This window comes from Ramlibacter tataouinensis, from assembly GCF_001580455.1.
GTDB classification, from domain to species: Bacteria; Pseudomonadota; Gammaproteobacteria; order Burkholderiales; family Burkholderiaceae_C; genus Ramlibacter; species Ramlibacter tataouinensis_B.
The window spans coordinates 2,627,522-2,648,034 of the sequence record NZ_CP010951.1; the positions used below are offsets into that span (position 1 = coordinate 2,627,522).

Genomic DNA, 20,513 nt, shown 5'->3' on the forward strand with positions numbered 1-20,513 from the left:
ATGATTGGTGAATGGAACAACGGCACCGGCCGGCGCAAAAGCAGCGTGGCCCGTGTCTTCCTGAAGAAGGGCAGCGGCAAGATCACGGTCAACGGCAAGAGCATCGAACAGTTCTTCGGCCGCCAGACCTCGATCATGATCGCCAAGCAGCCGCTGGTGCTGACCAACCATGTCGAGACCTTCGACATCCAGGTCAACGTGCACGGCGGCGGTGAATCCGGCCAGGCCGGTGCCACCCGCCACGGCATCACCCGCGCCCTGATCGACTACGACGCGTCGCTCAAGCCCGCGCTGTCGCAAGCCGGCTTCGTGACGCGCGATGCGCGCGAAGTGGAACGCAAGAAGGTCGGCCTGCACTCCGCTCGCCGCCGCAAGCAGTTCAGCAAGCGCTAAAGACCGCAGCGCAACCATCGGTTGCAAAAAGCCGCGCAAGTTCTCTTGTCGCGGCTTTTTTGTTGCCTGTATGGTTGAGCTTCAGCCACGACAAATAAAAAAATACGGATGCGCTTCAAGCTTCTTCGCCGCCGCCTCACGATCAGCGCACCGCGCATGGCCATCCGCAGCAGCATGCCCTGGCCGCTGCGCTGGGCGGGCGTGGCCATCGTGCTGGGTTTCTGCGGCGCCATCAGCCTGTGGACTTTCGAGTTCGGCAAGAGCATCGCGGGGCTGGACACCGGCGCCAAGGAAGAACTGGTGCGCCTGCGCGATGACGTGGAGCGGCTGCGCAGCGAGCGCGACAAGGCGCAATCGGGCGTGAACACGTCGGCCAGCCTGATCACCGCCGAAAAGGCCGCCCAGGAACGCCTGGGCGCGCAGATCAAGCTGCTGCAGGCCGAGAACCGGTCCCTGCGCGATGACCTGGCCTTCTTCGAGCGCCTGATCCCCGCCAGCGGCTCCGAGGGCGTGGCCATCCGCGCGCTGCAGGCCGAGGTGCTGGGCAAGCAGCTCAAGTGGCAGATGCTGGTCATCCACCCGGTGAAGAACGCGGCCGAGTTCCACGGCAAGCTCGAAGTCAGCATTGCCGGCATGCTCGACGGCAAGCCCTGGACCATGGAATTGCCGGGCGGCCCGCAAGCTCTGCAGTTCAGGCAATACCGCCGGATCGAAGGAATGGTCGAACTTCCGGCGCAAGCCGTGGTAAAAAACGTATCCGCCAAGGTGGTGGAAGGTGCGGCGACTCGCGCCGTGCAGAGCATCAAGCTGTAAAAGCTCGAACCTTTCAGGAGTCCTATGTTCGGCAAGAAGGCGCAACCGCCAATCAAGAGCCTGATCGCTCAAGGCAGCCGCATCGAAGGCAACCTGAAGTTCACCGAAGGACTTCGCGTTGACGGCGAAGTGTTCGGCAACATCTCGTCCAACCCGGAGCAGCCCAGCATCCTGGTCATCTCCGAGGCGGCCAGCGTGGTGGGCGAAATCAGCGCCGACCACGTGATCATCAACGGCACCGTGCGCGGCCCCGTGCATGCCAAGGAACTGCTGGAACTGCAGCCCAAGGCCCGCATCGAGGGGGACGTGCACTACCGCAACCTCGAAATGCACCAGGGCGCGGTGATTGCCGGGCAGATGAAGCCCATGGACCCGATTCCCGGCGAAAAGCCCTTACTCAAGCTGGCGGCAACCGCCGTCTGACCTGAATTCCCGAGCGATTTGCCGTACTATTGCGGTAGTTCGTCATTACGGAGCAGTGGACTCATGAGTGCAGTCGCAGAAAACATCCAGTCGGAGATGCCCGCTCCGCTGATCTTCACGGACAGCGCCGCGGCCAAGGTGGCCGACCTGATCGCCGAGGAAGGGAACCCGGACCTGAAGCTGCGCGTGTTCGTGCAAGGCGGCGGCTGCTCGGGCTTCCAGTACGGCTTTACCTTCGACGAGATCGCCAACGACGATGACACGGTCATGGTCAAGAACGGCGTTTCTCTGCTGATCGACGCGATGAGCTACCAGTACCTGGTGGGCGCCGAGATCGATTACAAGGAAGATCTGCAGGGCGCCCAGTTCGTCATCAAGAACCCGAACGCCAGCAGCACCTGCGGCTGTGGCTCGAGCTTCTCCGCCTAAGCGGGATAGATGCACCCCAGCACACGGGCGCCTCGGGCGCCCGTTGTGCTTTCGAGCTCCAGCTTCTCGCGCCGCACGGTCCGGCGCGCCAGCCAGGCGAAGGCGGTCGCCTCGACCTGCAGCGGCGGCAGGCCGTCGTCGGCGCTGGAATTGACGCCGGTGTCGGGCAGCAGCGCGCGCAACCGGCGCATCAGGTGGGTGTTGAGCGCGCCGCCGCCGCAGACGATCAGCCGTCGCAGGCCGGGCTGGAGCCGCAACACGTCGGCCGCGCAGGCCGCTGCCGTGAGTTCGGCCAGCGTGGCCTGGACGTCCTCGGGTGCCAGGCTGCCGAAGGGCAGCAGCTTGTAGCGCAGCCACTCCTTGTTGAACAGGTCGCGTCCCGTGCTCTTGGGCGGCGCCTTGGCGAAGTAGGGCTCGGCACGCAGGGCCTCCAGCAGCGCCGGCACCGGTCGGCCCGACGCCGCCCAAGCCCCCTGGTCGTCATACGGCTGCCCCGTGTGCAGCGAGCACCAGGCGTCCATCAGGCTGTTGCCGGGGCCGCAGTCGAATCCGAGCATGGAGCCATCGGCGCGCAGCAGGGTGAGGTTGGAAATGCCGCCGATGTTGAGGACGCCCACGGTTTCGCCGCGCCGCCCGAACCGTCCCTGGTGGAAGAAGGGCGCGAGCGGCGCGCCTTGGCCGCCGGCGGCGACATCGCGGGAGCGGAAGTCCGCGACGACATCGATTCCGCTGAGTTCGGCGAGCAGCGCCGGCTGGCACAACTGCAGGGTGTAGCCGGTACCGTCGAACTCCTGCGGCCGGTGCCGCACGGTCTGCCCGTGCGCGCCGATCGCGGTGACCGTGCCCGGCGCGACGCGCGCGCTGCGCAACAGCGTGGCCACGACATCCGCATACACCCGCATCAGACCGTTACCGGCCAACGCGGCACGGTGCAGCTCGTTCTCGCCCGGTGTGTTCAGGGCCAGGAGCTCGGCGCGCAGGTCGGGGGGGAAGGGTGCGCTCGCGTGTTCGATCACCAACGGCGCATCCGGCGAGAAGTCGACCAGCACGCCATCGACTCCATCGAGCGAGGTGCCGGACATCAGGCCGATGAAGAGATCGGGCATGCGGCGATGTTAAGGCAACGCCGAAAAAATCCCCGCGGGGTTCAGCGGCGCCTGGCCGCGCGATCCGGCGCGATCACTCCGCGCTGGCCATCACGCTGGACTGGCCGGCGGCGGCGAGTTGCACGCGCATCGCCCGCGCCAGGCGATCGAAATCGGCGCGCGCCGTGGCGGTCAGCGGCGGCGCGCTGCGCTTGGCCATGGCCATCGGGTCGCGGTTCACGCCATTGACCAGGAACTCGAAATGCAGGTGCGGGCCGGTGGCCCAGCCCGTCGATCCGACCGCGCCGATGTTCTGGCCCTGCGACACCGACTGGCCGGCATGCACGCCGATCTTGCTCAGGTGCGCGTAGAGGGTACGGTCGGCGTTGTTGTGCTTGACGATGACGACCTTGCCGAAGCCGTTCTGCACGCCGGCGAATTCGATCGTGCCGTCGCCGACGGTGCGCACCGGTGTGCCGGTCACGGCCGCCAGATCCACGCCCAGGTGCTGCTTCCACTGCCGCTGGATCGGGTGCATGCGCATCGCGAAGCCGCTGGACACGCGCGAGAACTCCACCGGCGAGGACAGGTAGGAGCTTTCCAGGCTATTGCCCTCGGGCGTGTAGTAGGCGCCCTTGCGGCCGGGGGCCTGGAACCAGACCGCGTTGTACGGCTTGCCGGCGTTCACGAATTCGGCCGACAGGATGCGGCCGGTGCGCATGGGTTCGCCGTCGGCCTCGAGCGCCTCGTAGACGACATTGAAATAGTCGCCCACGCGCAGGTCGCGGCGGAAATTGATGTCGCCCGAGAAGATGTCGACCATCTGGTTGACCACCCCGTCGGGCATGCGTGCCTCATCCGCGGCGGCGAACAGCGAGCTGCGCACGGTGCCGCTGCCCAGGCGGGTGGATGCCGTCAGGGGCGCCGTTTCCACCTGGGAGCTGAAACTGTCGGCGCTGCGCTTGATCACCAAACGCTTGAAGGTGCCGTCGTCATTCGGCGCCCAGCGCGCGGTGAGTTTTTGCAGCTCCTGCTGGACGCCGGCTTCCACCGTGACGGTGCGGCCGGCGCGTCCGAGCAACTGCGCGCGGAACACCGGGTCCTTGCGCAGGAAGGCGGCCGCCGCCGGGTCATTGACCCCGAGACGGGCCAGCAGTGCCTCGGCCGTATCGCGCTCGCGGGTCAGTTCCGAGCGGAACAGGTTCAGGTCGTGCAGATCCAGCTGCTGCAACTGCGCTTCCAGCGGCAGCGGCACGACGTCCTCGAGCACCTGGCGCACGATCACGCTGTCGGCGCCGGGATCGAGAGAAGCGACCGCGAAGGCGGCGCCGCCCGCACCGAACATCAAGGTGGCGAGCAATGCGGTGACTTGCCGGGGGTGGTGCTGGAATGTGTGCGCCGTGCGTTGAAGCAACTTTTCAGCGGCGGCGGTCAGTCCGGTCTTCAATTCAATCCTCGGTATGTGCTGCCTCGGCCCAGTCCTAGGCCGCGCGCAGGCGCGAACCAAGACGGTTGCCGGGGCAGAAAAAATGCCGCATCTAGAATCGGGATCGTCCAACGGGCGAGCGCAGTATACCGAGTAGCGGCTGAGCCGTGCCCCAAAACTCCTTATGAATCAAGCATCTGTTACACATACGCCGGCGACGGATCGCGCCCGGGAAGCGCTCGCCGTGACCTTGCGCGGCGTCGACGAGCTCATTCCCCAGGACGACTGGCTGAAGAAACTCGTGAAATCCGAGGCCACCGGGGTGCCGCTTCGCATCAAGCTGGGCCTGGATCCGACGGCGCCGGACATCCACCTCGGCCACACGGTGGTGCTGAACAAGATGCGCCAGTTGCAGGACCTGGGGCACACCGTCATCTTCCTCATCGGCGACTTCACCTCGATGATCGGCGACCCGTCGGGGCGCAACACCACCCGCCCGCCGCTCACCGCCGAGCAGATCAAGGCCAATGCCGAGACCTACTACCGGCAGGCCAGCCTGGTGCTGGACCCGGAGCGCACCGAGATTCGCTACAACAGCGAGTGGAGCGACCCGCTGGGCGCGCGCGGCATGATCCAGCTGGCCGCCAAGTACACCGTGGCGCGGATGATGGAGCGTAACGACTTCCATGACCGCTTCAAGGCCGGCAACTCGATCAGCGTGCATGAGTTCCTGTACCCGCTGATGCAGGGCTACGACTCGGTGGCGCTGAAAAGCGACCTCGAGCTTGGCGGCACCGACCAGAAGTTCAACCTGCTCATGGGCCGGCACCTGCAGCAGGAATACGGCCAGGAGCCGCAGTGCATCCTGACCATGCCGCTGCTCGAGGGCCTGGACGGCGTCGAGAAGATGTCCAAGAGCAAGAACAACTACATCGGCATCTCCGAGGACGCCAACACCATGTTCGCCAAGGTGCTGTCGATCTCGGACGAGCTGATGTGGCGCTGGTACCTGCTGCTGAGCTTCCGCAGCGAGGCCGACATCGGAGCGCTGCGGCGCGAGGTCGAAGGCGGCCGCAACCCCAAGGAGGCCAAGGTGCTGCTGGCCCGGGAGATCACCGCGCGCTTCCATGGCGCACCGGCGGCCGACGCGGCGGAGCAGGACTTCGCCAACCGCAGCAAGGGCGGCGTGCCCGACGAGATCCCGGAAGTGCGGCTGGACGGCGCGCCGTTGGGCATCGCGCAGCTGCTCAAGCAGGCCAACCTCGCGCCCTCCACCAGCGAGGCCAACCGCCTGATCGAGGGTGGCGGGGTGCGGGTGGATTCCAGCGTGGTGAGCGACAAGGGCCTCAAGCTGGCCGCCGGCAGCTATGTCGTGCAGGTCGGCAAGCGCAAGTTCGCCCGGGTGACGCTCGCCTAGCGGCCCAAGAGGGGCCGGGTCACTGGCCTGGAGGGGTGAGGCGGCCGCATCGCGCACAATCTGCGGATGAGGTCATGGGCCGCGTCGCTGTCGCCATCGTTGCTGCTTCGGGCGTCGATCGCCGTGGCGGTACTCACCATCGCCCTGAAGTCCGCGGCCTGGTGGATCACCGGCTCGGTCGGCCTGCTGTCGGACGCGATGGAGTCACTGGTCAACCTCGCCGGCGCGGCTTTCGCCCTGCTGATGGTGACCATCGCGCGCCGGCCGGCGGACGAGGACCACCCCTACGGCCACCACAAGGCCGAATACTTCTCCTCCGGCTTCGAGGGGCTCGCGATCTTCGTCGCCGCCGCCGGCATCCTGTGGGCGGCGACCCAGCGCCTGCTCGCCCCGCAGCCGCTCGACCAGCTCGGGTGGGGCCTGGCGCTCTCGGTCCTCAGTTCGGCGCTGAACGGCGCCCTGGCCTGGGCGATGCTGCAATCGTCCCGCGCGCACCGCTCCGTCGCACTCGAAGCGGATGCGCGCCACCTGATCACCGACGTCTGGACCTCGGCCGGCGTGGTGCTGGGCGTCGGCCTGGTGGCGCTCACCGGCTGGCAGTGGCTGGACCCGGCCGTGGCGATCGGGGTCGCGCTCAACATCCTGCGCGAGGGCGCGTCGCTGATGTGGAAGTCGTCCCAGGGCCTGATGGACGAAGCCCTGGAACCCGAGGTGATGGAGGAGGTGCAGAAGACGCTGGACGGCTTTCGCCACCCCACCATCCGCTTCGACCACATCTCCAGCCGCAAGTCGGGCCAGCGCCGCTTCGTCGACCTGCACATGCACATGCCGGCGAGCTGGACGCTGGGGCGGGCGGCGGCCCTGCGCGGTTCGGTCGAACAGGCGCTCATGAGCGCGGTGCCGGGCCTGCGCGCCACCATCCAGCTGTTGCCCAGCGACGTCGAGGCGCATTTCGATGACGAGAAGGACTTGATCTGATGTTGTCCGTCGTGCAGCGCGTCAGCCAGGCGCGGGTGGTGGTCGGTGGTGCCACGGTCGGCGAGATCGGCGCCGGCCTGCTGGTGCTGGTGTGCGCCGAGCGCGGCGATGCCGAGGCCCAGGCCGACAAGCTGCTGGCCAAGATCCTGAAGCTACGCATCTTCAGCGACGAGGCCGGCAAGATGAACCGCAGCGTGCAGGACACCGGCGGCGGGCTGCTGCTGGTGAGCCAGTTCACGCTGGCGGCCGACACCAGCGGCGGCAACCGCCCCAGCTTCACCAACGCCGCGCCGCCGGAAGAAGGCCAGCGTCTCTACGACTATTTCGTGGCGCGTGCGCGCGCCGCCCACCCGCTGGTGCAGACCGGCGAGTTCGCCGCCGACATGAAGGTGCACCTGGTCAACGACGGGCCGGTGACCATCCCGCTGCGGGTCGTCGCCTAGGGTCGCCGGGCCGCGCCGCGGGCCCGCACCGCCGCTGCCAGCTCGCGCAGCACGGTTTCGGTCTGCGCCCAGCCGATGCAGCCGTCGGTGATCGACACGCCCCACTTCAGCGGCTGCCCGGCTTTCAGCTCCTGCCGGCCTGGCTCCAGGTGGCTTTCGATCATCAGGCCCAGGATGCCTTCCTCGCCCTGGGCGATGCGTCCGGCCAGCTCCTGGGCCACGCTGATCTGCCGCGTGTAGTCCTTGGCCGAGTTGGCGTGCGAGCAGTCCACCATCACGCGTTCGCACACGCCCGCCTTGTGCAGCCGGGCGCGCGCCTGCGCGACGTCCTCGGCATGGTAGTTGGGCCCGCGCGAGCCGCCGCGCAGGATGATGTGGCAGTCCTCGTTGCCGCCGGTCTCGAACACCGCCGCCTGGCCCATCTTGGTCATGCCCATGAAGGCGTGCGGGGCGCGGCAGGCGACCAGGGCATCGGCGGCCATCTGCACGCTGCCGTCGGTGCCGTTCTTGAAGCCGATCGCGCAGGACAGGCCCGAGGCCAGCTGGCGATGGCTGGGGCTTTCGGTGGTGCGCGCGCCGATCGCTCCCCAGCTGATGAGGTCGGCGATGTACTGGGGGCTGAGCAGGTCGAGGAACTCGGTGCCGGCCGGCAGCCCCATCTGGGCGATCGCCAGCAGCAGTTCGCGCGCGTGGCGCAGCCCCTCGTTGATGTGGAAGCTGCCGTCCAGGCGCGGGTCGTTGATGAACCCCTTCCAGCCGACGGTGGTGCGCGGTTTTTCGAAGTACACGCGCATGACCAGCAGCAGGTCGTCCGCCAGCTCGCCGGCGAGCCCGTGCAGCCGCTGCGCGTACTCGAGGGCCTGCTGCGCGTTGTGGATCGAACACGGCCCCACGACGACCAGCAGCCGGTGATCCTCGCCGTGCACGATGCGGGCCACGGCGGCGCGGCTCTTCTCGACGAAAGCCTGGACCGGTTCATCCGCGGGCAGGTCGTACTGCAGCAGGGCCGGCGAGATGAGCGGGCTCACCTGCCGGATCCGCACGTCGTCCAGGCGCGTCGCCTGTTCCCTGTCCTCACGGAGTGCTTCGGCGGCAGATGGGTTCATGTCGAAATCTCTCGGCTCGTGGCGCCGAATGGTACCGCCGGCATTCAGTAGGGATTGGCGTAGCCCAGCGACGCCAGCAGCAGGATCTCCAGCGCTTCCATTTCCAGGGCGTCGCGCTCGCCGGTCTCGTGGTCGTAGCCCTGCGCGTGCAGCGTGCCGTGCACCAGCAGGTGGGCGTAGTGGGCCTCCAGCGTCTTGCCCTGCTCCCGGGCTTCGCGCTCGACCACCGGGCCGCACAACACCAGATCGGCCGACACCCAGGGTTCGCGTGCGTAGTCGAAGGTCAGGACATTGGTGGGGTAATCGCGGCCGCGGTACTGCAGGTTGAGTGCCTGGGCCTCGTCCTCCCCCACCACGCGGACCGCGATCTCGGCCGGGTGCTTGAGGGCCGGCTCGATCCAGCCGGACACGCGCGGCTTGCGCAACACCGCGCGATGGGCGGCAACGTTCGGGAATCGGCCGAATTGCAGGACCAGATCCAGCTTCAGGTGCATCGCGCTCAGGCCTTCTCTTTCCGCGCGGCGTCGTAGGCGTCCACGATGCGCGCCACCAGCGGATGCCGCACCACGTCGGCGCTGGTGAAGCGCGTGTGCGCGATGCCCTTGACCCGCCGCAGGATGCGTTCGGCATCCACCAGCCCGGACAGCTGGCCCTTGGGCAGGTCGATCTGGCTGATGTCGCCATTGACCACGCAGCGGCTGCCGAAGCCGATCCGCGTGAGGAACATCTTCATCTGCTCGGGCGTGGTGTTCTGCGCCTCGTCGAGGATGACGAAGGCGTTGTTCAGGGTGCGCCCGCGCATGAAGGCCAGCGGTGCGATCTCCAGCGCGTTGCGCTCGAAGGCCTTGGTCACCCGGTCGAACCCCATCAGGTCGTACAAGGCGTCGTACAGCGGCCGCAGGTAGGGGTCGACCTTCTGCACCAGGTCGCCGGGCAGGAAGCCGAGCTTCTCGCCGGCTTCCACCGCGGGGCGCGTCAGCACGATGCGCTGCACCGCGCTGCGCTCCAGCGCGTCCACCGCGCAGGCGACCGCCAGGTAGGTCTTGCCGGTGCCCGCCGGCCCGATGCCGAAGGTGATGTCGTGGTTGGCGATGTTGTCCAGGTACACGCTCTGGTTGGGGGTGCGCGCCTTCAGGTCGGAGCGGCGCGTGTGCAGCAACTGCGCGCCCTCGGCGTCCTCGTCCATCGGGTACTCGCTGGCCACCATCAGCTGCACCTTGTCGGCCGCGATCGGCCGGCCGGCCATTTCGTACATGGCCTCCAGCACCTCCAGCGCGCGCTGCGCCTTGGCCTTGGGGCCTTCGATGCGGAACTGGTCGTGCCGGCGCTGGATGCGGACCTGGAATGCGGTCTCCACCGTGCGCAGGTGTTCGTCGGTGGGGCCGCACAGGTTGGCCAGGCGGGTGTTGCTCGCCGGCGAGAAGGTGTGAGTGAGGATCAAGCGGTGATAATCCCGTGAACGAGATGAAGGCCTGAAGCGGCCAAAAACCCCTCATGATAGGCAAACTGACTGGAACGCTGGGGGACAAGAACCCGCCGCAGGTGCTGGTGGACTGCAACGGCGTCGGCTACGAGGTGGACGTGCCGATGAGCACCTTCTACAACCTGCCTGGGCTGGGGGAGAAGGTGAGCCTGCTCACGCACTTCGTGGTGCGCGAGGACGCCCAGGTGCTTTACGGCTTCGCTTCCAGCGGCGAACGCGAGGCCTTCCGCCAGCTGATCCGGATCTCGGGCGTGGGCCCGCGCACCGCGCTGGCCGTGCTTTCGGGCATGAGCGTGAGCGACATCGCGCAGGCGGTGAGTGCGCAGGACGCGGGACGCCTGGTCAAGGTGCCTGGCATCGGCAAGAAGACGGCCGAGCGCCTGCTGCTGGAACTCAAAGGCAAGCTCGGCCCCGATCTGGGAACGGCCTCGGCCGCGGCGGCCAGTGACGCGCAGACCGACATCCTGCAAGCGCTGGTGGCGCTCGGCTACAGCGACAAGGAGGCCGCCGCGACGCTGAAGTCGCTGCCGCCGGATGTGGGCGTGAGCGAAGGCATCAAGCTGGCGCTGAAGGCGCTGTCCAGATAGTGAAAGCCATGCGGCACTGGTCAACCCGGCTCCTGGGCCTGTGGCTGGTGTTGCTGCTGTGCGGCTGCGCCGTTTCACCCTACGCCAAGGAACCGAAGCAGCGCAGCGACGCCCTGCTCGAGACGCAGATTCGCGAGGCGGGCGCGCGGCTGGCGCCGGGGCAGCCGCCGCGCGTCATCTTCGCCGGTTTCGCGATGCATTCTGAGTCCAATGCCTTCCGCGGCGACGTGCTGCTAGCCGAGAAGGTCATGCGCGGCATCGACCCGCAGGCGGTGGTCTTCAAGCTGTCCAACCCGGCGTTCGGCCAGGAGGCCGATCTGCCCTTTGCCACGCGCGAGAACGTCGCCGCCGTGCTGCAGGCCATCGGGGCGCAGGCGCGTCCGCAGGACAAGGTGGTGGTGCTGCTGACCACCCATGGCCACGTCAATCTGCTGGAGGTCTACGCGGCCAACACCCGGCTGGGTGTCGTCGGCCCGGCCGAGCTGCGCGAGTGGCTGGCCCCGCTGCGTGGCCAGCCCACCCTGCTGATGGTGTCGGCCTGCTATTCGGGCTCGTTCCTGCCCACGCTGCGCGGGCCCTCGCGCATCGTGCTGACGGCGGCCGCTGACGACCGCCCGTCCTTCGGTTGCCAGTTCCACAGCCGCAACACCTTCTTCATCGAGGAGTTGCTCGGCCAGCCTGGGCTGGCGGCGCAGTCCCTCAGCGACTGGGTGCCGCAGGCCTATCGCGCCATCGAACAGCGCGAGCTGGCGCTCAAGCTGGCACCGTCGCAGCCGCAAGCCTTCTTCGGCGCGGACGTGCAGGCCTGGGCCCGGCAGCCGATCGCGCAATGGTTGAACTAGTGACAGGACCAACCAAGCCAATGAGCATCCAGACCGACGATTTCGCTCCGCCGCCGCCCAAGCGCGTGGTGTCGGCCGCCGCCGCCTCGCCGAACGAGGAGGCCATCGAACGCGCCCTGCGCCCCAAGCTGCTGCAGGAGTACGTGGGCCAGGCCAAGACCCGCGAGCAGTTGGAGATCTTCATCGGCGCGGCGAAGAAGCGCGGCGAAGCGCTGGACCACGTGCTGCTGTTCGGTCCGCCGGGCCTGGGCAAGACCACGCTGTCGCACATCATCGCCCACGAGCTGGGCGTGAACCTGCGCCAGACCTCCGGCCCGGTGCTGGAAAAGCCCAAGGACCTGGCGGCGCTGCTGACCAACCTCGAGAAGAACGACGTGCTCTTCATCGACGAGATCCACCGCCTGTCGCCGGTGGTCGAGGAGATCCTGTACCCGGCGCTGGAGGACTACCAGATCGACATCATGATCGGCGAGGGGCCGGCCGCGCGCTCGATCAAGCTGGACCTGCAGCCCTTCACGCTGGTGGGCGCGACCACCCGCGCCGGCATGCTGACCAACCCGCTGCGCGACCGCTTCGGCATCGTGGCGCGGCTGGAGTTCTACACGGCCGATGAACTGGCGCGTATCGTCCGGCGCAGCGCCGGGCTGCTGCAGGCGCCGATCGACGAAGACGGCTGCGTGGAGATCGCCCGGCGCTCGCGCGGCACGCCGCGCATCTCCAACCGCCTGCTGCGCCGGGTGCGCGACTACGCCGACGTCAAGGGCTCGGGCCACATCACGCAGGACATCGCGCACAAGGCGCTGGCCATGCTCGACGTCGATCCGCAGGGATTCGACGTCATGGACCGCAAGCTGCTGGAGGCGGTGATCCACCGCTTCGACGGCGGCCCGGTGGGGCTGGACAACATTGCCGCCTCCATCGGCGAAGAACGCGACACCATCGAGGACGTGATCGAGCCCTACCTGATACAGCAAGGCTACCTGCAGCGCACGCCGCGCGGGCGGGTGGCCACCACGGCGGCGTACCGGCACCTCGGCGTGGTACCGCCCAAGGAAGCAGGGGGATTGTTTGACGCATAGGTCGAGCGGCGAGGCTGCGCGCACGGCGCAGGCAGGGCAACAAGAGGGAATCTGGCAGTACAAGGCGCGGTGGCGCAGTTCGGTGGGGCTGGTCACCGGCGTCATGCTGGCGATCACCAGCGGCACCGCGCTGCTGGCCGCGTCCGCGCCGGGCGGGCTGGCCCCCATCCTGTGGGGCACCGCCGCGCTGTTCGCCTGGGGCACCTGGGGGATCGGCCGGCCGCTGTTCCGGAACGACTGGGTTCTGCGCATCGGTCCGCGCGGCGTCAGCAGCTACATGCTCAATGGCCGCACCATCCCCTGGCGCGACATCCGGGATGTCAGCGTGGAAACCGTGCAGCGCAACGCGATCGTGGTGCTCACGCTGGCAGCGGATGCGACCGAGTCCCTACAGAAGACGCGCCGATGGCTGAGCGGGCGCAAGCCCGAGCGCCGCATCGCGCTGGGCGCATTGCGACCCGCGCAGGCCGCCGAGGCCATTGCCGCGTTGAACCAGGGCTTCGTCGCGCGCGCAGAGCACGCGGCTGCCGCGGCCGAGGCCCGCGAGAAGGAAGCGAAGTACGAGGCCGCCTTCGCGCAGGAGCTGGCGCGGCTGACGCCCATGCCCTGGGCGCTGTACGCGATGGTGGCGCTCAATGTGGGCGTGTGGCTGGGCAACGTGCTGACGGGGCTGTCCCTCATGCAGCCGTCCTCCGCCGACCTGTTCCGCTGGGGCGCCAACTCGGCCTGGGCCGTCACCCGCGAGCACGAGTACCGGCGCCTGCTCACCGCCACCTTCCTGCACGGAGGCGCCATCCACCTGGCAATGAACATGCTGGGCTTGTGGGGGGCGGGCAAGTTGCTCAACCGCCTCTATGGCAACGGGCAGTTCCTGCTGATTTACTTCGCCAGCGCGCTGGCCGGCTCCGCGGCCAGCCTGCATTTCGGCGCGCAGACGGCGGTCTCGGTGGGCGCCTCGGGCGCGGTCTTCGGCGTGCTGGGCGCGCTGATCGTGGCGGCGCAGCGGCACCGCGAACAGCTGCCGAAGGCGCTGAACCGAAACATCATGACCAGCGAAGGTCTGTTCCTGGCCTACGCCCTGGTCAATGGGTTTTCGAAGCAGGGCATCGACAACGCCGCGCACATGGGCGGCCTGCTTGCGGGCGCCTGCATGGCCTGGCTGCTGGCGAGCCTGCTGACGCGGCCCGCGGCCGGCGCGCGCCGGATGCGCGCGGCTGCCGCTGCGGCGGGCGTGGCGGTGGCCGTGGCCGGCGTGGTGCTGGCGGCACCGGCGGCGCGCGTCGATCACGGCACGCTGTTCGCTGCCGGCGAGCGGCTGCAGCGCGTCATCCCCAAGATCCAGTCCGCGGCGGCAGCGCTCCAGCAGGACGCCCGGGCGGGCGAGGCCGGCCGCATGAGCGTGCAGCAGTTCGCCGACAAGGTGGAGCGGCATCACCTGCCGGCCTTGCGCGCCGCCCACGCGGAGCTGGCCGCGATACCGCGGGCCCAGGGCGACCCCCGCGCCGACATGATCGCCGACCTCGCGCAGTTCACGGCAAGCATGATCGAGCTGTCGGAACTGCAGCTGCGCATCCAGCGCGGCCAAGGCGAGCCGGATACGCAGGCGCGGATCCAGCGCCTGGAGCAGCAGATTCAGCTCATGGCGCGGCGGATGCAGGAGCGCCAGGCTGCGGCGAAGAAGCCGCGCTGAAGTCGGCAGGCTCCCTGCGCACGTTGTGCACGATGAGGATCTGCGCGACGTAGTAGGTGGCCAGGATCGCGAACTGCGCCATCGGCAGCGGCAGGGCGAACTTGTTGATCGCCAGGATCGAGTCGCTGAGCATGAAGAACACCGCGCCCGCCGCCACGCCGATCGAGGCCTTGTCGCGGATCACGGCGGCGCGCCCGATCGCCTGCGCCGCCATCAGGGCGATCACCAGCGCGTAGGCGGCCACGGCCACCTTCAGCACCGGCCCCAGGTGCGCGAACAGCACGGCATACATGAGCGCGGCGGCGCCCAGCGCCGCGAGCAGCGCCGGGCGGCTGGCGAACCAGGGCGCGTCGCGCCGGAGCAGGGCGATGTAGCACAGATGCGCGGCCAGGAAGCTCACCAGCCCGGGGATGAACTGGCCCGGCAGCATCAGCAGCACGTCGCCGCCCAGCGAGAACACCAGGGCCGCCACCAGCAGCCATGAGAACCGGCCGCGCTGGAGCACGAAGGCGATCGCCAGCACCATCGCCAGCGGCTTGAATACCTGGAAGGCCGCCGTCATGCCGGTCGCGGCGGTGGCCGTCGACAGGGCGGCCGCTTCGACCAGCAGCACTTCGAGCATGCCGATGCGGCCCTGCATCACCGCGCCCAGGCTCCACAGGCCGGCGGCCAGCGCCGCCAGCCAGGCCGCCGACTGCGCCAGCGGCAGGCGGTCGGCGTTCCACAGGAACAGTACCGACCCGGCCAGCAGCAGCAGGAACTGGGCGAAGGCGAAGCCGGCCAGGCGGGGCGTCATCGGCGGGTGGAAGCGCTGCATGCGCGCGATGTCGAAGTCCGGCTTGGGAAAGCGCGCGGCGACGTCGGCCGGGCGCCAGCCCGGCGGCTTGAACCAGACGCGCAGCTTGTCGGCCCAGCTGCGCGCATGCCAGCAGTCCTTGGCCAGCGCCCAATAGACCTCGGCGTTCGACCACAGCGGGTCCCAGCTGTCCAGCGGCGCGCGCGTGCCGTACACGCACTTCTCGTCTTCTTCCACGAAGCTGCCGAACAGGCGGTCCCAGACAATGAGGATGCCGCCGTAGTTGCGGTCGAGGTAGCGCTCGTTGACCGCATGGTGCACCCGGTGGTTCGAGGGCGAGCAGAACCAGCGGTCGAACCATCCGAGCTTGGGCACGTGCTCGGTATGCACCCAGAACTGGTACAGCAGGTCGATCAGCGCCACCACGCCGAACACCAGCGGCGGCACGCCGGCCAGCGCCATCGGCAGGTAGAAGATCCAGCCGAGCAGTGCGCCCGAGCTGGTCTGGCGCAGGGCGGTCGACAGGTTGTAGTCCTGGCTCTGGTGATGCACCACGTGCGCCGCCCAGAAGATCGCGCTCTCGTGGCCGGCGCGGTGCAGCCAGTAGTAGCACAGGTCGTAGAACACCAGCGCCAGCAGCCAGCCGAACGCCGAGGTCCAGAACGCATCGTTGTGCCACAACGCCACCGCGCCATACACCGCGGTGTAGATGCCCACGCGGAACAGCCGGGTGAGCACTGCGCTCACCTGGCTCAGCATGCCCAGGCTGATGCTGTTGATGGCGTCGTTGAGCCGGTAGGTGTCGCGCCCGCGCGCCCGGCCGATGGCGAATTCGATGGCGATCAGGCCCAGGAAAACGGGCGTGGCCAGGACGATGACTTGCGACGGGCTCAATGGATCTCCTCCGCCCTACGGGCTGCGGGCTGCGGTGCTATGAGCCTTCGGCGCGGCCGTTCGGCTCATGGACCCGATTTTCGAGCCCGTCAGCTGAGCGCGCCTCTGGCGTCAACCCTGATGACGCGATCCACCGTCCCGGAGAGGAGGCCGCCGGTGACGCCGACCATGGACTCGTGCAGGTTCACCGTCGGATCGCAATGGCCGGGGATCAGCCACAGCATGCGGCCGATCTCCGGCACGCGGGTGCTCGTGCCGGCCGGGCGCAGGATGCCGTGCTCGTCGCCGCCATTGAAGTATTCCAGCTCGGTCTCGGCGTCCAGCGCCAGCACCCGGGGCAGGCCGGAGTCGATCGCGTGGCTCTTGTGGCCGGCGTCGCACACCGCATGCCCGGCCTGGGCGCTGATCACCTGGGTCTTGACGAACAGCGCATGCTCGAACTGCGGCTGCGCGGCGTCGCGCTCGTTCGCCGCGTAGTCGGCGTCCATGAACAGGAAGGAGCCGGCCTGCAGCTCGCCGAAGACGCCGCTGGCGGCCTCGCACACCATGCTGCCGGTGCCGGCGCCCGTGATGAGACCCACCGGAATGCCCTCGGCCTCGATCAGCTTGCGGGTGTAGACCGCGTCCTCCACCACCATCGAGATCGCATCGCGCCGCTCGCGGGCGCCACGCAGGTGCTGGGCCTTGCCGTGGTAGGCCTGCAGGCCCGCAAAGTGCAGCCCGGTATGCCGGCGGATCTCGTGGGCCAGCGCGAGCGCGTGTGGGCCGGGCGGCACGCCGCAGCGGCCCTGGCCGACATCGATCTCCACGAAGACGTCGACCACCGCGCGCAGCTTGCCGGATTCCTCCATGGCCTGGCTCAGGCGCCGGATGCCCTCTACGCTGTCCACCGCGATGGCGAGCTGCCCGCCCCGGTCGGCCAGCAGGTTCGCCAGCGCCGCCACGCGCGCGAGCTTGTGCGGCGCGATGACTTCGTTGCTGATGTAGATGTCGTTGACGCCGCCGGCCGCCATGGCCTCGGCCTCGGCCGTTTTCTGGACGCACACGCCCACCGCGCCGGCTGCGACCTGCAGCCGGGCCAGTTCGGCACTCTTGTGCATCTTGGCGTGCGGCCGCCAGCGCACACCGTGCTTGCGCGCGAACTCCGCCATGCGCGTGATGTTGCGCTTCATGGCGTCCAGGTCCACCACCAGGGCGGGGGTGTCGATGTCGGTGACGCTGCGGCCGACCAGGTCCTGCAGCTGCTCAAAGGGTGTTTTCGTCGGCAGCTTCATTCAAATGTTGGGTGTCGGACCAGCCGACCAGCGTGAAACCCTGGGGCGTCCAGAGCAGACGGTTGATGGCGCCGTTGGGAAGCTCCCAGGTGCGCGGCGCGTTCACCTCCTGGCGGGTGGCCAGGCGATAGAGCGCGTCCAGCACGCCCCCGTGCGCCACCACGACGATCAGCTCGCCCGGATGGCGCGCTGCCAGTTCGGTGACCGTGCGGGTCACGCGCTCGCGCAGCTGCAGCAGCGATTCGCCGCCTTGAGGGGGCTGCCATTCGGGCACGCGCCGGCGCCAGCTCTGCGCGTGATCGGGCCATTGCTCGTGGATCTCGTCGAAGGTCATGCCTTCGAAGACGCCGAAGCTGCGCTCGCGCAGCCCTTCGTCCGGCACCAGCGGCACGCCGGTCAGCTCGGAGATCGACGCCGCGGTCTGCCGCGCCCGCCCCAGGTCGCTGGTGTAGACGGCGCTGATCGGCTCGCCCACCAGGGCCTCGCCCACGCGGCGCGCCTGCCAGAGGCCGGTGTCGTTCAATGAGACATCGAGCTGGCCCTGGATTCGCGAGTCCACGTTCCAGGAAGTCTCGCCATGTCGCACGGCGATGATGCGGGTGGCTTCCACGCCCCCATTCTATTAACTTCAAAATCGCCTCGCGATTTTGAAGTTGTTCAGGCAGCGTGACCGCGCTGCGCGTTGCTTCTCGCGGTCCTCCAAACTGCGATCTATCCGGCGAGCTGGATGTTCACCACCCGCGGTCCGGGCGGCGGCACCGGGAAGCCTTGCATCGCCGCCTGGAACATCGCAGGCAGCACATAGGTCTGGTCGCGCCAGGGGCCATCGTTGATGGCCCGGGTTTCGTAGACGACGCGGTTGGAACTCAGGTCACGGATGATGACGTTGACCTCGCGGTGGTACCACGGGTAGTCCATGCCGGACCACATGCCGTAGAAGGCGTAGTGCCGGCCGTAGCCATAGCCCCATCCCCAGCCGTTCCACCAGGGATCGGCCCAGGGCGAGAGCACGCGAACGACGCTGGCGCTGACCTGCACGCTGTAGCGCGGGTTGTTGTCGTCGCGCCGGAAGCCGGCCTGGTACAGGGCGGGATCGGCCAGCGCCTCGAGCGCCGCGTGGTCGATGTGCTGCTGCGAGGGCAGGCGCTCGAAGCGATAGGTGGAGGGTGCCGGCGCCTCGGCGAGCTGGCTGAACGACTGCACCGTGTTGTCCAGCGTGTAGGTGCTCGCGCAGCCGGCGAGCGCGAGGACGCTCGCCGCCAGGAGCCAAGCCCACCATCTATTCAAGGACGACTTCATAAGCACCTCCGCCGTGAAGCCCTCCGGGCCCGCGGGCCCTGGCTTCAGATCTTGATGACTTGCAGCGCCGGCAAGGTGAAGGACTGGGAGAACTCTTCCTCGTCGAATGCCTTGTCGCCGTCGTCGCTCGCCACGCCAGTGATGTTGAGACCCTTGAAATCGTACTGCGTTCCGTCGGCCAGATGTGAGGGCACGATGTTCTGCAAGGCACTGAACATGTTGTCGATGCGGCCGGGATGCCGGCGGTCCCATTCGCGCAGCATCTCGCCCACCTGCTTGCGCTGCAGGTTCTCCTGGCTGCCGCACAAGGTGCACGGGATGATGGGGAACTGCCGGTGTTCCGCCCAGCGAACCAGGTCCTTTTCGGGCACGTAGGCGAGCGGACGGATGACCATGTGGCGGCCGTCGTCACTGACGAGCTTGGGCGGCATGCCTTTGAGCTTGCCGCCGAAGAACATGTTCAGGAAGAAGGTTTGCAGGATGTCGTCGCGGTGGTGCCCGAGCGCGATGCGGGTGGCCCCCAACTCGTCCGCCACGCGGTAGAGGATGCCGCGCCGCAGCCGCGAGCACAGGCTGCACATGGTCTTGCCCTCGGGGATCTTGTCCTTGACGATCGAGTAGGTGTCCTGGTTCTCGATGTGGAAGGGCACGCCGACGCGCGTGAGGTACTCGGGCAGCACATGCTCGGGAAAGCCGGGCTGCTTCTGATCGAGGTTGACGGCCACGATCTCGAAGTTGACCGGCGCGCGTTGCCTGAGCTTGAGCAGGACGTCCAGCAGGGCGTAGCTGTCCTTGCCGCCGGACAGGCACACCATCACCTTGTCGCCCTCGCCGATCATGTTGTAGTCGACGATGGCCTGGCCCACCAGGCGGCACAGGCGTTTTTCCAGCTTGTGCGACTCGCGTTCGATCTTGCGCTCACGCGTGATCGGGGTGGCTTCGTTCTCGGTCCAGACTGCGCTCATGATGGGCGGTATTTTCGCATCGGGAGCCGCAGTTACACTTTTGCGTCATGAGCGCCAACCTCCGGTCCTGGTTGCGTCGCGCGAGAAGCGCGGGTTCGACGTTCGAAAAGATCGACCCCGGCGCGCCGGCCCCGGCGCCCCTGACCGGGCCGGCGTTGTTCAAAGTGGTGTTCGGCCGCGAACCGACAGCGTCCCAACTCAAGGTGCTGACCCACCTCGGCCAGGAGCATGGACTGTCGCAGGAGCAGCGATTCCGGCGCGTGATCGCGGCGTTCGACCAGCAGGAGCTGAAGACCGGCTTGACGGTGCGCTGGGGAGAGCCGGATCTGGGCACCGTCCTGGTGGAGGGCGTTCGCATTCGAATCGACAAGGCGGATGTCTCGGTGTCGGCACCGCTGGCGGCAGGCGTCTACGAGCGCCACATGATCGATTTCTTCCGCCGCGTCCTGCGGCCCGGCATGCACGTGATCGACGCGGGCGCCAACATCGGGCTGTACAGCCTGCTGGCGGCGCGGCTGGTCGGCAGCCAGGGCAAGGTCTGGAGCTTCGAGCCCAACTCCGAAAACTGCCGCCTGTTGCTGCTGAGTGCCACGGAAAACGGGCTGGCCGACATCATCGCCCTGCAGCCGGTGGCCCTGGGGGACCACCGCGGCTTCACCTACTTCACTTCCGCCCTGGGTTCCAACGGCGGGGTCCTGGAGCGCGCCAAGCAAAGCCTGACGCACCCGTCCTGCAAGATCGTTCCGCTGACCCGTCTCGATGATTTCGGCATCGAACGGGTCGACCTGATGAAGATGGATGTCGAAGGCGCGGAGCCCCTGCTGGTGCAGGGCGGTGTGCAAACCATCGAGCGCTGCCGCCCCGTGGTGGTTGCGGAATTCAGCTGCGAGATGATCTCCCGGATTTCACACGTGGCGGGCGCGGACTTCCTGCGCTTCTTCCAGTCCCGCGACTACGAAGTGATGCTCATGAACAGGAAGGCCTCGAAGCTGGTGCCCATCGCGGACATCGATGGCTTTGCCCAGGAGTTCGAGGGCACCGGCCGCATCGAGGACCTGGTGCTGCGCCCGCGCGAGAAGACGCTGGACTGA

The 20,513-nt window shown here is 68.1% G+C and carries 22 protein-coding genes; 12 read left to right on the forward strand and 10 right to left on the reverse strand.

All coding sequences use genetic code 11. The features are described from left to right. From rpsI to erpA, 4 genes are all read left to right on the forward strand, one after another. A complete protein-coding gene (gene rpsI, locus UC35_RS12620; protein WP_061500142.1) occupies positions 1-393 on the forward strand; it encodes a 30S ribosomal protein S9 in 393 nt (130 codons plus the stop codon). A gap of 108 nt (positions 394-501) precedes the next feature. After that, entirely contained in the window at positions 502-1,206 is a 705-nt protein-coding gene (locus tag UC35_RS12625) for a DUF6776 family protein (protein WP_061500145.1), read from the forward strand. A gap of 24 nt (positions 1,207-1,230) precedes the next feature. After that, on the forward strand, positions 1,231-1,629 hold the full coding sequence (locus UC35_RS12630) for a bactofilin family protein (protein ID WP_061500148.1): 399 nt from the start codon (positions 1,231-1,233) through the stop codon (positions 1,627-1,629). A gap of 63 nt (positions 1,630-1,692) precedes the next feature. Then, positions 1,693-2,058, forward strand: coding sequence for an iron-sulfur cluster insertion protein ErpA (gene erpA, locus UC35_RS12635; RefSeq protein WP_061500150.1), 366 nt, complete (start codon positions 1,693-1,695; stop codon positions 2,056-2,058). Here erpA and UC35_RS12640 read toward each other — a convergent pair. After that, the gene (locus UC35_RS12640) at positions 2,055-3,164 is read right to left on the reverse strand and encodes an anhydro-N-acetylmuramic acid kinase (RefSeq protein WP_061500153.1); all 1,110 of its coding nucleotides are present in this window, start codon (positions 3,162-3,164) and stop codon (positions 2,055-2,057) included. The genes erpA and UC35_RS12640 overlap by 4 nt on opposite strands. 73 nt (positions 3,165-3,237) lie before the next feature. Next, positions 3,238-4,590, reverse strand: coding sequence for a M23 family metallopeptidase (locus UC35_RS12645; RefSeq protein WP_227820321.1), 1,353 nt, complete (start codon positions 4,588-4,590; stop codon positions 3,238-3,240). 163 nt (positions 4,591-4,753) lie between these two features. Here UC35_RS12645 and tyrS point away from each other — a divergent pair, with 163 nt between their 5' ends. The 3 genes from tyrS to dtd all read left to right on the forward strand — a co-directional run bounded on the left by tyrS (position 4,754) and on the right by dtd (position 7,407). Then, positions 4,754-5,986: a tyrosine--tRNA ligase gene (tyrS, locus tag UC35_RS12650; protein ID WP_061500157.1), complete on the forward strand. Its 1,233-nt coding sequence runs from the start codon at positions 4,754-4,756 to the stop codon at positions 5,984-5,986. 66 nt (positions 5,987-6,052) lie between these two features. Then, a complete protein-coding gene (locus tag UC35_RS12655; protein WP_061500160.1) occupies positions 6,053-6,964 on the forward strand; it encodes a cation diffusion facilitator family transporter in 912 nt (303 codons plus the stop codon). Continuing rightward, entirely contained in the window at positions 6,964-7,407 is a 444-nt protein-coding gene (dtd, locus tag UC35_RS12660; protein ID WP_061500161.1) for a D-aminoacyl-tRNA deacylase, read from the forward strand. Before UC35_RS12655 ends, dtd begins: the two co-directional genes overlap by 1 nt. On the opposite strand, the gene UC35_RS12665 is transcribed toward dtd, so the two are convergent. From UC35_RS12665 to UC35_RS12675, 3 genes are read right to left on the reverse strand one after another with little or no spacing between them, the layout of a single operon-like run. Next, on the reverse strand, positions 7,404-8,513 hold the full coding sequence (locus UC35_RS12665; protein WP_061500165.1) for a 3-deoxy-7-phosphoheptulonate synthase: 1,110 nt from the start codon (positions 8,511-8,513) through the stop codon (positions 7,404-7,406). The two genes, dtd and UC35_RS12665, sit on opposite strands and share 4 nt — an antisense overlap. 44 nt (positions 8,514-8,557) lie before the next feature. Continuing rightward, positions 8,558-9,007, reverse strand: a complete 450-nt coding sequence (gene ybeY / locus UC35_RS12670; protein ID WP_061500167.1) for an rRNA maturation RNase YbeY — start codon at positions 9,005-9,007, stop codon at positions 8,558-8,560. Positions 9,008-9,012: 5 nt separating this feature from the next. Beyond that, positions 9,013-9,954, reverse strand: a complete 942-nt coding sequence (locus tag UC35_RS12675) for a PhoH family protein (protein WP_061500171.1) — start codon at positions 9,952-9,954, stop codon at positions 9,013-9,015. A 53-nt stretch (positions 9,955-10,007) separates the two neighbouring features. On the opposite strand from UC35_RS12675, the gene ruvA reads away from it, so the two are divergent. From ruvA to UC35_RS12695, 4 genes are read left to right on the forward strand one after another with little or no spacing between them, the layout of a single operon-like run. Beyond that, complete coding sequence (ruvA, locus tag UC35_RS12680; protein WP_061500173.1) at positions 10,008-10,583, forward strand: Holliday junction branch migration protein RuvA; 576 nt, start codon at positions 10,008-10,010, stop codon at positions 10,581-10,583. 8 nt (positions 10,584-10,591) lie between these two features. Beyond that, positions 10,592-11,425, forward strand: a complete 834-nt coding sequence (locus tag UC35_RS12685; protein WP_145979414.1) for a C13 family peptidase — start codon at positions 10,592-10,594, stop codon at positions 11,423-11,425. 20 nt (positions 11,426-11,445) lie between these two features. Further along, positions 11,446-12,504: a Holliday junction branch migration DNA helicase RuvB gene (gene ruvB, locus UC35_RS12690; RefSeq protein ID WP_061500179.1), complete on the forward strand. Its 1,059-nt coding sequence runs from the start codon at positions 11,446-11,448 to the stop codon at positions 12,502-12,504. Then, the gene (locus UC35_RS12695; protein WP_145979415.1) at positions 12,494-14,194 is read left to right on the forward strand and encodes a rhomboid family protein; all 1,701 of its coding nucleotides are present in this window, start codon (positions 12,494-12,496) and stop codon (positions 14,192-14,194) included. The genes ruvB and UC35_RS12695 overlap by 11 nt, the downstream gene beginning before the upstream one ends. On the opposite strand, the gene UC35_RS12700 is transcribed toward UC35_RS12695, so the two are convergent. From UC35_RS12700 to ttcA, 5 genes are all read right to left on the reverse strand, one after another. Continuing rightward, on the reverse strand, positions 14,142-15,884 hold the full coding sequence (locus tag UC35_RS12700; protein ID WP_061500185.1) for a lysoplasmalogenase family protein: 1,743 nt from the start codon (positions 15,882-15,884) through the stop codon (positions 14,142-14,144). The genes UC35_RS12695 and UC35_RS12700 overlap by 53 nt on opposite strands. Before the next feature lie 89 nt (positions 15,885-15,973). Then, positions 15,974-17,158 carry a DSD1 family PLP-dependent enzyme gene (locus UC35_RS12705; protein ID WP_061500188.1) on the reverse strand — a complete coding sequence of 395 codons (1,185 nt, stop codon included), beginning with the start codon at positions 17,156-17,158 and terminating at the stop codon, positions 15,974-15,976. Next, the gene (locus UC35_RS12710) at positions 17,130-17,768 is read right to left on the reverse strand and encodes a histidine phosphatase family protein (RefSeq protein WP_061500192.1); all 639 of its coding nucleotides are present in this window, start codon (positions 17,766-17,768) and stop codon (positions 17,130-17,132) included. The genes UC35_RS12705 and UC35_RS12710 overlap by 29 nt, the downstream gene beginning before the upstream one ends. Before the next feature lie 101 nt (positions 17,769-17,869). Next, positions 17,870-18,457 (reverse strand): DUF4136 domain-containing protein, encoded by a 588-nt coding sequence (locus UC35_RS12715; protein ID WP_061500196.1) that lies wholly within the window; start codon positions 18,455-18,457, stop codon positions 17,870-17,872. A gap of 44 nt (positions 18,458-18,501) precedes the next feature. Then, positions 18,502-19,422: a tRNA 2-thiocytidine(32) synthetase TtcA gene (gene ttcA, locus UC35_RS12720; RefSeq protein ID WP_061500199.1), complete on the reverse strand. Its 921-nt coding sequence runs from the start codon at positions 19,420-19,422 to the stop codon at positions 18,502-18,504. A gap of 47 nt (positions 19,423-19,469) precedes the next feature. Here ttcA and UC35_RS12725 point away from each other — a divergent pair, with 47 nt between their 5' ends. Next, complete coding sequence (locus UC35_RS12725) at positions 19,470-20,513, forward strand: FkbM family methyltransferase (RefSeq protein ID WP_061500203.1); 1,044 nt, start codon at positions 19,470-19,472, stop codon at positions 20,511-20,513.

Bases quoted from the DNA above. Each gene is read 5' to 3' on its own strand.
- rpsI (WP_061500142.1), top strand. From the start codon at position 1: ATGATTGGTGAATGGAACAACGGCACCGGCCGGCGCAAAAGCAGCGTG.
- UC35_RS12625 (WP_061500145.1), top strand. From the start codon at position 502: ATGCGCTTCAAGCTTCTTCGCCGCCGCCTCACGATCAGCGCACCGCGC.
- UC35_RS12630 (WP_061500148.1), top strand. From the start codon at position 1,231: ATGTTCGGCAAGAAGGCGCAACCGCCAATCAAGAGCCTGATCGCTCAA.
- erpA (WP_061500150.1), top strand. From the start codon at position 1,693: ATGAGTGCAGTCGCAGAAAACATCCAGTCGGAGATGCCCGCTCCGCTG.
- UC35_RS12640 (WP_061500153.1), bottom strand. From the start codon at position 3,164: ATGCCCGATCTCTTCATCGGCCTGATGTCCGGCACCTCGCTCGATGGA.
- tyrS (WP_061500157.1), top strand. From the start codon at position 4,754: ATGAATCAAGCATCTGTTACACATACGCCGGCGACGGATCGCGCCCGG.
- UC35_RS12655 (WP_061500160.1), top strand. From the start codon at position 6,053: ATGAGGTCATGGGCCGCGTCGCTGTCGCCATCGTTGCTGCTTCGGGCG.
- dtd (WP_061500161.1), top strand. From the start codon at position 6,964: ATGTTGTCCGTCGTGCAGCGCGTCAGCCAGGCGCGGGTGGTGGTCGGT.
- UC35_RS12665 (WP_061500165.1), bottom strand. From the start codon at position 8,513: ATGAACCCATCTGCCGCCGAAGCACTCCGTGAGGACAGGGAACAGGCG.
- ybeY (WP_061500167.1), bottom strand. From the start codon at position 9,007: ATGCACCTGAAGCTGGATCTGGTCCTGCAATTCGGCCGATTCCCGAAC.
- ruvA (WP_061500173.1), top strand. From the start codon at position 10,008: ATGATAGGCAAACTGACTGGAACGCTGGGGGACAAGAACCCGCCGCAG.
- UC35_RS12685 (WP_145979414.1), top strand. From the start codon at position 10,592: ATGCGGCACTGGTCAACCCGGCTCCTGGGCCTGTGGCTGGTGTTGCTG.
- ruvB (WP_061500179.1), top strand. From the start codon at position 11,446: ATGAGCATCCAGACCGACGATTTCGCTCCGCCGCCGCCCAAGCGCGTG.
- UC35_RS12705 (WP_061500188.1), bottom strand. From the start codon at position 17,158: ATGAAGCTGCCGACGAAAACACCCTTTGAGCAGCTGCAGGACCTGGTC.
- UC35_RS12715 (WP_061500196.1), bottom strand. From the start codon at position 18,457: ATGAAGTCGTCCTTGAATAGATGGTGGGCTTGGCTCCTGGCGGCGAGC.
- ttcA (WP_061500199.1), bottom strand. From the start codon at position 19,422: ATGAGCGCAGTCTGGACCGAGAACGAAGCCACCCCGATCACGCGTGAG.
- UC35_RS12725 (WP_061500203.1), top strand. From the start codon at position 19,470: ATGAGCGCCAACCTCCGGTCCTGGTTGCGTCGCGCGAGAAGCGCGGGT.